This is a genomic window from Streptomyces sp. NPDC088747 (assembly GCF_044751025.1).
GTDB lineage: Bacteria > Actinomycetota > Actinomycetes > Streptomycetales > Streptomycetaceae > Streptomyces.
This window is the reverse complement of the sequence record NZ_JBIVKZ010000016.1, coordinates 208,499-218,533: the sequence shown is the minus strand read 5'-3', so window position 1 is coordinate 218,533 and position 10,035 is coordinate 208,499. Positions and strand designations below refer to the sequence as shown.

Annotated in this window: 10 protein-coding genes; 2 read left to right on the top strand and 8 right to left on the bottom strand. The window is 69.4% G+C overall.

The annotated features are described in order from the left end of the window. Nucleotides 1-30 precede the first annotated feature (30 nt). Complete coding sequence (locus tag ACIP79_RS32135) at nucleotides 31-900, top strand: TauD/TfdA dioxygenase family protein (protein WP_401228818.1); 870 nt, start codon at nucleotides 31-33, stop codon at nucleotides 898-900. 145 nt (nucleotides 901-1,045) lie between these two features. On the opposite strand, the gene ACIP79_RS32130 is transcribed toward ACIP79_RS32135, so the two are convergent. Then, on the bottom strand, nucleotides 1,046-1,873 hold the full coding sequence (locus tag ACIP79_RS32130; protein WP_401228816.1) for a DUF2382 domain-containing protein: 828 nt from the start codon (nucleotides 1,871-1,873) through the stop codon (nucleotides 1,046-1,048). 259 nt (nucleotides 1,874-2,132) lie between these two features. On the opposite strand from ACIP79_RS32130, the gene ACIP79_RS32125 reads away from it, so the two are divergent. Next, complete coding sequence (locus ACIP79_RS32125; protein WP_401228814.1) at nucleotides 2,133-3,143, top strand: SDR family NAD(P)-dependent oxidoreductase; 1,011 nt, start codon at nucleotides 2,133-2,135, stop codon at nucleotides 3,141-3,143. 158 nt (nucleotides 3,144-3,301) lie between these two features. Here the strand turns inward: ACIP79_RS32125 and ACIP79_RS32120 are convergent, their stop codons facing one another. From ACIP79_RS32120 to ACIP79_RS32090, 7 genes are all read right to left on the bottom strand, one after another. Beyond that, nucleotides 3,302-3,640, bottom strand: coding sequence for a PRC-barrel domain-containing protein (locus tag ACIP79_RS32120; RefSeq protein ID WP_401228839.1), 339 nt, complete (start codon nucleotides 3,638-3,640; stop codon nucleotides 3,302-3,304). A gap of 230 nt (nucleotides 3,641-3,870) precedes the next feature. Next, nucleotides 3,871-4,599, bottom strand: coding sequence for a GAF and ANTAR domain-containing protein (locus ACIP79_RS32115; RefSeq protein ID WP_401228812.1), 729 nt, complete (start codon nucleotides 4,597-4,599; stop codon nucleotides 3,871-3,873). 147 nt (nucleotides 4,600-4,746) lie between these two features. Then, nucleotides 4,747-5,178 (bottom strand): anti-sigma factor antagonist, encoded by a 432-nt coding sequence (locus tag ACIP79_RS32110; protein ID WP_401228811.1) that lies wholly within the window; start codon nucleotides 5,176-5,178, stop codon nucleotides 4,747-4,749. Between the two features lie 337 nt (nucleotides 5,179-5,515). After that, the gene (locus tag ACIP79_RS32105) at nucleotides 5,516-6,250 is read right to left on the bottom strand and encodes a DUF4386 domain-containing protein (protein ID WP_401228810.1); all 735 of its coding nucleotides are present in this window, start codon (nucleotides 6,248-6,250) and stop codon (nucleotides 5,516-5,518) included. Nucleotide 6,251: 1 nt separating this feature from the next. Beyond that, on the bottom strand, nucleotides 6,252-6,557 hold the full coding sequence (locus ACIP79_RS32100; protein ID WP_401228808.1) for a hypothetical protein: 306 nt from the start codon (nucleotides 6,555-6,557) through the stop codon (nucleotides 6,252-6,254). Nucleotides 6,558-6,684: 127 nt separating this feature from the next. Then, nucleotides 6,685-9,315, bottom strand: coding sequence for a LuxR C-terminal-related transcriptional regulator (locus tag ACIP79_RS32095; RefSeq protein ID WP_401228806.1), 2,631 nt, complete (start codon nucleotides 9,313-9,315; stop codon nucleotides 6,685-6,687). A 245-nt stretch (nucleotides 9,316-9,560) separates the two neighbouring features. Further along, complete coding sequence (locus ACIP79_RS32090) at nucleotides 9,561-9,983, bottom strand: hypothetical protein (protein ID WP_401228804.1); 423 nt, start codon at nucleotides 9,981-9,983, stop codon at nucleotides 9,561-9,563. Nucleotides 9,984-10,035: the final 52 nt, after the last annotated feature.

The window sequence follows — 10,035 nt, the reverse complement described above, 5'->3', positions numbered from 1 at the left end:
CCCCACCCCACCCCACCTCTGGAGGATGACATGGAGCCATACGAACTCGCAGCACTGGAAGCGATCACTACGCGTCCCCCGTACCCCTACCGCACTCTCACTGTCGAACGGATCACCCCCGTTCTGGGAGCGGAGGTCTCGGGCGTCGACCTGTCGCGGGAGATCCCGGCGGAGCAACTGGAGGAGATCCGGGCCGCCTTCCGCGACTACCACGTCCTCGTCTTCCGCGATCAGACGATCCTCCCCGAGCAACACAAGGACTTCGCCGCCGCGTTCGGCGAACTGCGCCCCGTCGACCCGGCGCCCGAGGGCGATCCGTACATCCTGGAGATCCGCACGACGTCGGCCGCGGCGAACGTGGCGGGCAACGGCTGGCACGCGGACGGCACCGCCGACGCCGAGCCGTCACTGGGGTCGATGCTCTACATCACCGAGACACCGGAGCCGGGGTGCGGCGGCGACACCCTCTTCGCCAACATGCACCTCGCCTACGACATGCTCTCACCGGCCATGCGCGCCCTTCTGGACCCGCTGACCGCGATACACGACGGCGCGCAGGCACTGGCCGGGTACACACCGCCCGCGGACTACGTCATCCCCAAGAGCGAACACCCGCTCATCGCCCGGCACCCCGAGACCGACCGCCAACTGCTGTACGTCAACAAGGCCTACAGCAGCCGCATCCCGCAGCTCTCCGCCGACGAGAGCCGGGCCCTGCTGGACATGCTCTTCGACATCATCGCCCGCAGGCCGGTCCTGCACTGCCGCGTCCGCTGGACCCCGGGCACACTCGTCTTCTGGGACAACCGGTGCGTCCAGCACCACGCAACGTACGACTACTACCCCTACGCCCGCTACGGCCAGCGCGTCGCCATCAACGGCGGCCCCGTCAAGGGCTGATGGCCCGACTCCGGTGAGGCGTCGTCCTCTCCCGCACCTGACCCCGGGCAGCGGTGGCCCGCTACCCGGGGTGCCCCGGTGTGGCTCCGTCAGCGCGTTTCCCGCCACGCGCGTCGACGGCTGATCCGGACGTAGCGGAGGAGGTTCAAATCCGCCCGTCCTCTTCGTCGTCGGGGAGGTCGGTTTCGATGCGCTCCTTGCGCACGGTTCCGGTGACGGTTTCCTCCTCCGTGACTTCTTCCGTGCTCAGGCGGACGCGCTCGACGGGTTCGGTCCGGGTCTCCACGACGGGCCGCTCCGCGTGCAGGGTGACCTCGTGTTCCGCTTCCGAGATCTCGGGGCCGGACAGCGCGTCATCGATGTTGGCGTCGGTGACGGGCTCGCGCACTATGCGGACCTCTTCGTGACGTACCGGAACGGTCTGCTGCTGTTCCTCGGTGACCACGTACTTCCGCAGCCGCGCACGGCCGGTCTCCTCGCGTTCCACCCCGACGTGCATTTCTTCCTCGGAGCGCGTCATCGCGTCGTCGCCGGTACCGCCGGCGCGCATCGTGCCTTCGCCCGTCCCCACGGCCGTTGCCTCGCCGACCGACTCGGGGCCTGTGCTGGCCCACCCACCGCGGGCCGGGTCGTTGGCCTGCTGCCAGGCCTCGTCCCAACGGATGCCGTAGTGCTCGTACAGGCGGTGCTCCTCTGCCTCGGACAGGTGCCCGCCGCCGTCGATGTCGACGTTGGGAGCGTCCTTGATGCGGTCCTTGGAGACCGAAACCTCGAGGTGGTCCTCGACCATACGCGCCTCACGCATGGGGACGAACGATTCGTTGGTGCCGAACAGGCCCGTCTTGACGGTGACCCACTCGGGCTGACCGGTAGCGTCGTCGTAGAAGACGTTCTTGGCGTCGCCGACCTTGCTGCCGTCCGCGTCGTAGACCGGGTGGTCCAGCACCGCGGGGATCTGCTCTCGGGTGATCATCTGCGCCTCCTGCTCCTGTAGGGGGATCTCTGATCGAGTAACCGACCGAACCACCCAGAAACACCGCAAGCACCCTTTTATGCACATATCCAGATAACTTCGCACAGTCATCGGTGCAAGCCGCTGAGTAGGCGCCGGGGTCGCATGACGGCGAGGCCTGCGGTGGACGGCGCAGACGCGGGACGTGAAGTGGGCGGGCCGGGGGTACTCGAGTCGGACGCATCCGCGTCATATGTGCTCCCGGCGAAGAGGTGACGACATGTTGTTGACCGACCACTCCCTGTCCGAGGGGCTCCGCGCTCTCGTGACCGGCGGTTCGAGGGGTCTGGGACTGCTGACCGGTGCCCGTCTGGCGGCTCGCGGGTGCCGGGTGACTCTGCTGGCCCGTGACGCCGACGAACTCGACCGGGGCGCGGCCTGGATCCACGCGCGCACCGGGCAGGACGTACGCACCGTGGTGTGCGACGTCCGGGACGAGGCGGCGGTGGCTTCCGCGGTGGCCGACACCGCGGAGGAGGTCGGCGGCCTCGACGTGGTGATCGCCAACGCCGGCGTGATCCAGGTGGCGCCGGCCGAGGCCGGCGGTACGCCGGCGTTCCGGGACGCGATGGCGACCATCTTCGAGGGCACCCTGCACACCTCGCTCGCCGCTCTTCCCGTGCTGCGGCGCAGTCCGGCGGGCGGCCGGCTCGGGCTGATCGGCTCCGTCGGTGCGCTGCTGGCCGTTCCCCACCTCGTCCCCTACTCCTGCGCCAAGGCCGCCGTCAGGGCGCTGGGTGAGGGTCTCCAGGAGGAGACGGCGGGCAGCGCCGTGAGCGTGACCACCGTGCATCCCGGCCTGATGCGGACCGGATCCCATCTGCAGGCCGAGTTCGGCGGCCGGGCGGAGGCGGAGTTCGCCTGGTTCTCCGCGCTGGCCGGGACACCCCTGGTGTCCATGGATGCCGAACGGGCGGCTGAGAAGATCGTCCGGGCGGTGGAGCGCCGTCGTACCCGCGTGGTGCTCACACCCGCCGCGCACGCCGCGTCGCTCGCCCATGGTGTCGCGCCGGGCCTGGTCACGCGGGTCAGCGGTCTGGTGGGGCGGGCGCTGCCCACAGCCCCGGAGACGGACCCGGACACCAACACCCCGATGAAGCAAGGGCACTCCCTCGGCGCTCCCGCCCAGCCCCGCTGGAAGGAGGTCCTGCGCCGGGCCGGCAGCAGCCTCAACGACCGGGCCGCGCAGCGCTACAACCAGCAGCGGCCGGGACCGCCCACCAGTGCCTGACCGATCAGCGGCCGAGGAGACGCGCGGTCCAACTGCGCACAGCGGGTGGGCAGGAGGCGCCGCTCCAGCCCACCCCGGCTCTGCTTAAGCCCACCGGGCTCTGCTTCAGCCCACCCGGCTCTGCTTAAGCCCGCCCCCCGCGCCCTTCAACTCGGGGCTCAGGCGCGGTGGCTCCCGTAGTAGCTACCGAGCTGCTCGTGATAGCCCGCGTCACCGGTGTGCTTGTCCTTGTCGAACTCGGGAGCGTTCTTGATCTGCTCCTTCGTCCGGTCGACGTAGATCATCTCCGCCGCTGTGTCGATGCCGGTGACGATGCCGGCGGGGATCAGCACGTGCTTGCCGAAGATCCACACCCCGATGTCGACCACGAGGTGAGAGGCTCCGACGTCGCCGGAATGCTTGTCGACCTTGCCGATACTTCCGTCGGTCGCCTCGACCTTGTAGCCGGTCAAGGTGGCGTCCTGCGTGTAACCGACCGCCGACTGGTAGTCCCACATGTCTGCGTCCACGATCACGTCTCCTTGATGAACGGACTGGTGGCCGGAAGCGCGCTTCACGGCCAGGTCGCCTGAAATGTGCTCGCTTCGAGTACCCATCGTTCCCGGTGGCATCCCGCAGCGCCGGAACCCGCGAGCGAGCAAGCGGCGGCGTGTGGCCGAGAGCTACGGGACCTGGCCGCCCCCGCCGCTTCGCTCGCGGTCCGCCGAGGCGCGGACAGGTCCCACGATCACCGCCGGGGGTGCAGTTCGTCTTCGGCCGGAAGGTGCCCGGTGATGCTGGCGATCAGTTCGGCGCACAGGTCGCGGAGTTTGACATTGCGGTGTTGGGAGGCGGTTCGCAGGACCTCGAAGGCCCGCTCGGGGGTGCAGCGCTGTTGGCCCATGATGACGCCCATGGCCTGGTCGATGACGGTACGGGACTTCATGGCCGCCTGGAGATCGGCGGCGAACGCCTGTACATCCGCGATCCGTTGGGCCAACTCGATCGCGCCGGTGGCCTGAGCCGCCAGCAGCCGCAGCGAGGTCAGGTCGGCGTCGACGAAGGCGTTCGGAACAGGGGCGTACAGATTAAGGGCTCCCGCGGTATCGCTGTAGGGAGCGATCGGCAGGGACAGCGAGGAGCGGGCACCGCAGGCGGCGGCGTAGGCCGGATAGGCGCCCCAGCGGCTCTCGCTCAGGGTGTCGGGGACATCGATCACCAGGCCGGTGCGCATCGCCTGGAGGCACGGGCCGTCGTCCTGGCCGTACTGAGCCTCGTCGAGTTTGGTCGCGCTGGCGCCGACGCTGGATACCGTCACGGGGCGGCCCTGCCGCTCCAGGGTTACTCCACAGCCGTCCGCGGTGGGCGTCAGAGCGAGCGCGCGGTGGGCGAGCGCTTGCAGGAATCCGTCCAGCGTGTCGGTGTCCAGCAGAAGTGCGGTCACGTCCGGCGCAGCGGGAAGTGGCCTGTCGGTCATCGTCATCTCGTTCTGGGTGGGGCGGGAACCGGGCAACGCAGAAGGCCTCCCCGGGGCTGCTGGGAGGTGCCGTCGGCGGCGGCGCGCCGGGTAACCCGCACAGGGCAAAAAGTGAAGGAGGTGGTGCGGTGCGTGCTACAGCGGCGCTCAGCGGAAGAGGAGGCGTCCGATCGCTCGACGAACCGGCGCCGGCCGACCGGCCACGACAGGCGGGTGGGTGGCGGGCTGGTGCGCGGGCGGACACCCGCGAGCGAGAGCCATGGCCCCGCTTATCGTGGTGGCCACCCGGAGTGTGCGGGTCAGGCCGGCGGTACGCAGGACATGGCGTGCGAGCGGATGCCGCGCCACGACGCACAGAGCGGAGCCCTGGATCTGAGCGGTTCGCCGGACTCGTGACAACATCTGGAGCGCCGTGGACGTGAGCAGCGCAGTGCGGAGATCCACCACTACCACCGGCGCGACCTCGCTACGCACCAGGCTCTCCAGAACACCCTCGACAGTGTCCTCGATGTCCGGGTCGATGACTTCGTCCAGTTCAACGACCAGGCATCTGCCCACGCGATAAGTCAGAAGCGACACGAAAACCCCACAAAAATGAAGAGAATGTTGTGGGCCGCTTCCTGACCTCGTCATCATTATGCCCCGTCGTCCTGCAGTGCAGAAACGCCCTACTCCGTGGTCAGGATGCCGTCGGGAGATGACACTCGGACCTCGGGGCCGGGCGCCTCGGAGGGCCGGGGGCTTCACATCTCCCCTCGGGGCGGGTGCAGGAGGGCATTTCCAGGCCTGCTCCCGCCCGGTAGAAGGCGACGCGTCCCAGCCTGATCGCCGCCCTGGACCAGCCCCGACCTCTTCGGGGCGTTCCCGAAGAGCGCGCCGATGACGTGGGACGGCTTCCGCGAGAAGCTGGTCGAGCTCAACCGGCTTCGACGGCTGAGGACTTGAAGCCCTTGACGAGCATGTAGGTGCCGGCCGAGAGTTCCCAGGCGGCGATGGGCAGGGTCGCGAGGAGCGACCACGCGGAGAGCTGGTCGTTGTGGCCGAAGAAGGTCGCGATGCCGGATGCCAGGAGCAGCGGCGCCCCGATGAGGCCCATCGCGGGGATGAGGCGTGGTACCAGCCGTGACCGGTACAGCAGGGTGCCGAGCAGCAGCGCGTTGATGCCGGCCATGAAGCCGGGGCCGAGCAGGAACGTCCAGTCGCGGACGGCCACGAGCGCCTCTCCGACGGTGCGCAGCGTCGCGGCGTCCTCGCCGGTGGTGCCGGTCGCGCCGGAGAGGTCCTGGCGCAGCGTGACCACGGACAGGAGGCTCACCACACCGGTCAGGATGATCCCGGCCTCGACCAGGCGCGAGGTCAGGAAGCCCAGGGCCAGCGCCTCGTTCGTGCGTTTGACGACGGGGAGGACCGCGACGGCCGTACCGATGCAGGCCAGGGCGCTCACCATGTCGAGGAGACATCCCCACAGCACTCGGGTGTCGGACCCGGCGCCGACTATGTAGTCGGGGTGGTCCAGGACAGGGGCGATCAGCAGCAGTGCGGGGATGGAGGCCAGGAAGGTGAGCAGGTGGAACGCTCCTGCCGCGCGGGCATGGTTCCTCGTCCAGTCGGTCTGTGTCTGCCTGGGTGAGGACGTACGCATGGTGGTCATGTCAGGCTCCGTGTTCTGGGTTCTCGGGTTTGCGGGGTTGTGGCGTCCGCGGTTCGTTCTCCTGTGGACCGCTCTCCAACCGGGCGACCGAGAGCAGGGGAAGGCCGACGTCGCGCAGCCTCTGCAGCAGGCCGTGGAGTGCCGCCTGGTCGACGACGGGACCCCGTAGGAGGGTTGTCCCATCAGCGCCGACGGTGAGGGTCATGCCGTCGAACCAGGTCGCCCACCGGGGGCCGAGGCAGCCCTGAAGCCGGATCTCGTACCAGCTGGGACGACGGTCCTGGGAGCCGCTGGTCGGGGTGGTCATGACGCTCCTTGTGCCTTGCGTGGCCGGAAGTCCGACTGCAAGGTCGCAAGCAGGGTGATGAGCGGGCATCACCACATCTGATGACCGGGGTGGTGATTGTGCGGCCGGGCTCTTCAGAGCCCTCGGCTCATCGGCCGGGCGCGCGGGAGATGAGGTTGAGGTGTCCGGCCACCCGCACCGCGGCCCGCCGGTTGTTGACTCCGAGCTTGGTGTAGATGTGTCTGGTGTGCGTACGCAGGGTGTTCACGGACACATGGAGTCGCCGGGCGATGTCCGGGCCGTCGAGGTCGCCGGCCAGCAGCCTGAGTACTTCCAGCTCGCGGTCGCTCAACGGCTCGACGAGCGCGTGCCGTTCGGCCGCGGATCCCCCTGCCGTCTCCTCGTCGGTGGAGCTGCCGGTCTTCGTGGCCGCGTCCAGGAGACGGCGCGGATACGCCCAGTCGGGCCGTTGTCTCACGAGGGTGTCGAGGAGCGCGGCGACCGGCAGCCCGTCATCCGCGAAGACGCGCACGTGGCCGTGGGGTTCGGCCAGCGTCAGGGGCCGCTCCATGGCAGTGAGGGCGGTGGAGGCGTCTCCGCCGGCGTGGTGGGCAAGTGCCCGCAGTACGAGGATCTCGATGGCGCTGCTCGTGCGTCCACCGTTCTCGGCGGCCACGAGGAGCCGTTGGAGGAACGGGGCGACGGCGTCGAGCGCGGATGCGGAGCGGTCGGCCGCGTGCACGGCGAGCAGGACACGAGCCAGGGTGATGTGCTCGTACTCCCGTACGTAGGACAGCTCGTCGTCGGTGGTCAGCCCCTGTCGGCGAGCCCAGTCGAGGGCCTCGCCCAGGTTGCCGTGGGCGACCAGCAGGCGTACGCGGGTGGCCTGGACGGGTCGTACGTTCGGGGAGAGGTCGGTGGTGAAGACGCGCTCCGCTTCCTCGATCAGGTCCAGTGCGCCGGCTTGGTCGCCCTCGGCGTCCAGGATCCGGGCCATCGCGACCCTCCATCGGTAGGGGTGCTGCGGGAGCCCGGCAAGCTCACCGAGTTCCCGCGCTCGCCGCAGATGTCCGGTCGCGGCCGCGTCGTCTCCGCGTTCCCAGGCGACCTGGCTCAGCCCGACGTACATGTCCGCTGTGCCTCGCAGGGTGCCAGGTTCCTCGGAGGCCAGGCGCAGTGCGCGCTCGTAGGTGCGCTGTGCGTCGACCAGGCGGCCCTGGGTGATGCGGATGTCGGCCAGCGTGATCGAGCATCCCAGGACGTCCGCGACGTACCCTGCCCGTCGCAGGCCTTCGACGGCGGCGGAGTAGGCCGTGTGAGCGGCGTCCAGATCGCCGCTGCCCCAACTGGCGAGCCCTGACAGGGCCGATGCCGCGGCCCGGACCAGGTGATCGTCCGCGGCGGCGCGGTCGACGGCTCGGGCCGCGTGGGTCACGGTCGCGGAGACGTCACCTCCCGCCAGTGCGAGGGCGGAGCGGTACATCTCGACGGCGCCGGGCAGCCGGGCCAACGCGCCCCGGTCGACCACCACCAGCTCGGCCGCCGTTCCCTCGTCCTCACCGTCGGCGAGGAGCCGCTCGATCTCCCGGAGACGGTCCTCGACTCCCTCGAACTCGCCGCGGGTCATGAGAGCGCCGACCAGGCCCAGGGCGAGCACGGGGCGGACGCGCACGATGTCGTCCGGAAGGTCCTTGATCCAGCCGCAGATGGTGGCTTCCTGTCTGTCGCGTTGCACGACCGGGATCGCTTGCTCGACGAGGTCGGCTGCGCGGTCGACGTCTCCGGCTTCGAGCGCATGACCGACCGCCGGTGCCGGCTCCCCCGCGTCGGCGTACCACTGGCCGGCCCTGCGGTGCAGGCTCGCGACCTCGCCGGGGTGTTCGTCGGCCAGGTGCGTGCGAAGGACGTCCGCGAAGAGATGGTGATAGCGGTACCAGCGGCGCTTGTCGTCGAGCCGGACGACGAACAGGTTGGCCCGGTCGAGGACTTCGAGCATGGCTCTGCCGTCCCGGCGTCCGGTGACGGCGTCGCACAGCGGGCCGTGGAGGCGGCTCAGGACGGACGTCCGGAGCAGGAAGTCACGCACGTCGTCGCTTTGGCGGGCCAGGACCTCGTCGACGAGGTAGTCGAGGACGTACCGGTCGTCTCCGGCGAATCCGGCGATGAAGTCCGAGACGTCCGGGCGCCCTTGGAGTGAGAGCGCCGCCAACTGGAGTGCGGCGATCCAGCCCTCGGTGCGCTGCTCCAGGGCTTCGATGTCCGCCGGGGCAAGGTTCAGTCCGACGGTTTCGTCGAGGTAGGCCGCTACCTCGACGGGAGTGAAGCGGAGGTCGGCGGCGCGCAGTTCGACCAACTCGCCGCGGGCCCGGAGGCGTGCGAGCGGCAGCGCCGGGTCGGCGCGGGTGCAGATCACCAAGTGCACCTGCGGCGGGAGGTGTTCGAGCAGGAACGTCATGGCCGGCTGAATGTCCGGGGTGTCGGCGAGGTGGTAGTCGTCGAGGATCAGATCGAGCGGGTCCGTCAGGGCGCCGAGTTCGTTGAGCACGGTGGTCAGGACGGTCTCGATCGGGACCTGGGCCGACTGCAGCAACGGCAGGACCCCGGCGTCCACGCCGGGCACGGCCCGATGCAGGGCGGTGACCACGTAGGTCCAGAACGACGCGGGGTGCCGGTCGCGCACGTCGAGAGACAGCCACGCCGTGCGCCGCCGACCGGCGTCCGCGCCCTGAAGCCACTCGGCCACCACCGTGGTCTTGCCGAAGCCTGCCGGGGCCGACACGAGCGTCATCCTCGATGTCGACCCTCGCTCCAGGAACTCACCCAGGCGTGGACGCGCCACCACACCGTGCCGAATCCGGGGTCGGTAGAGCTTGGTCTCGATCAGCGGGCTTGCCAACAGAGTTCCCCTCCCCCGCATTCGAGCCTGTGCACACGAACGTACAAGCCGTCGGAGTAGTTCCAGATCCGCAGGCCTCGCCTCTCCGCATCCGCCGGTCGCGCGGTGGCCGAGTCAGGGGAGCTCTCTCATTCGGGGAGTTCGTGGTGGAGTTCGCGGTGCGCCCGAAAATCGAAGAAGCCGAGGCCCCCGTTCAGTGCTCCAGACTTGATCTCCTGCAAGGTCCAGGGGTGGGCGGAATAGTCGTCGGTCGCCACGCCGCCGTTCTCAAGCAACAGCTCCACCAGTCGGTGGACTTCTCTGGTGCCGTCGATTCGTCCGGAGATGTCAATCTGCACTGCCCAGGTGGGGCGATGCCCGACGGCCGCTTCGAGGGCCGCCACGTCGTCGGAATCCCAGTCGGAGAAGAGGTAGCCAGTCTGCTCATCGTCGATCTCGATGTAGAGGTTGCCCTCCACAGTCCAGGGATCGCGCTGCGCGGGCAGATGTCGATCGAGCGACGCGACGGTCTCTGCCCGCTCACCTGCGGGGAACGCGAACACACTGCGCATGGAGTGGATCGTAGGTGCTCGCACGGCGGGGGAGCTGCCCAGCGTTGGTGGC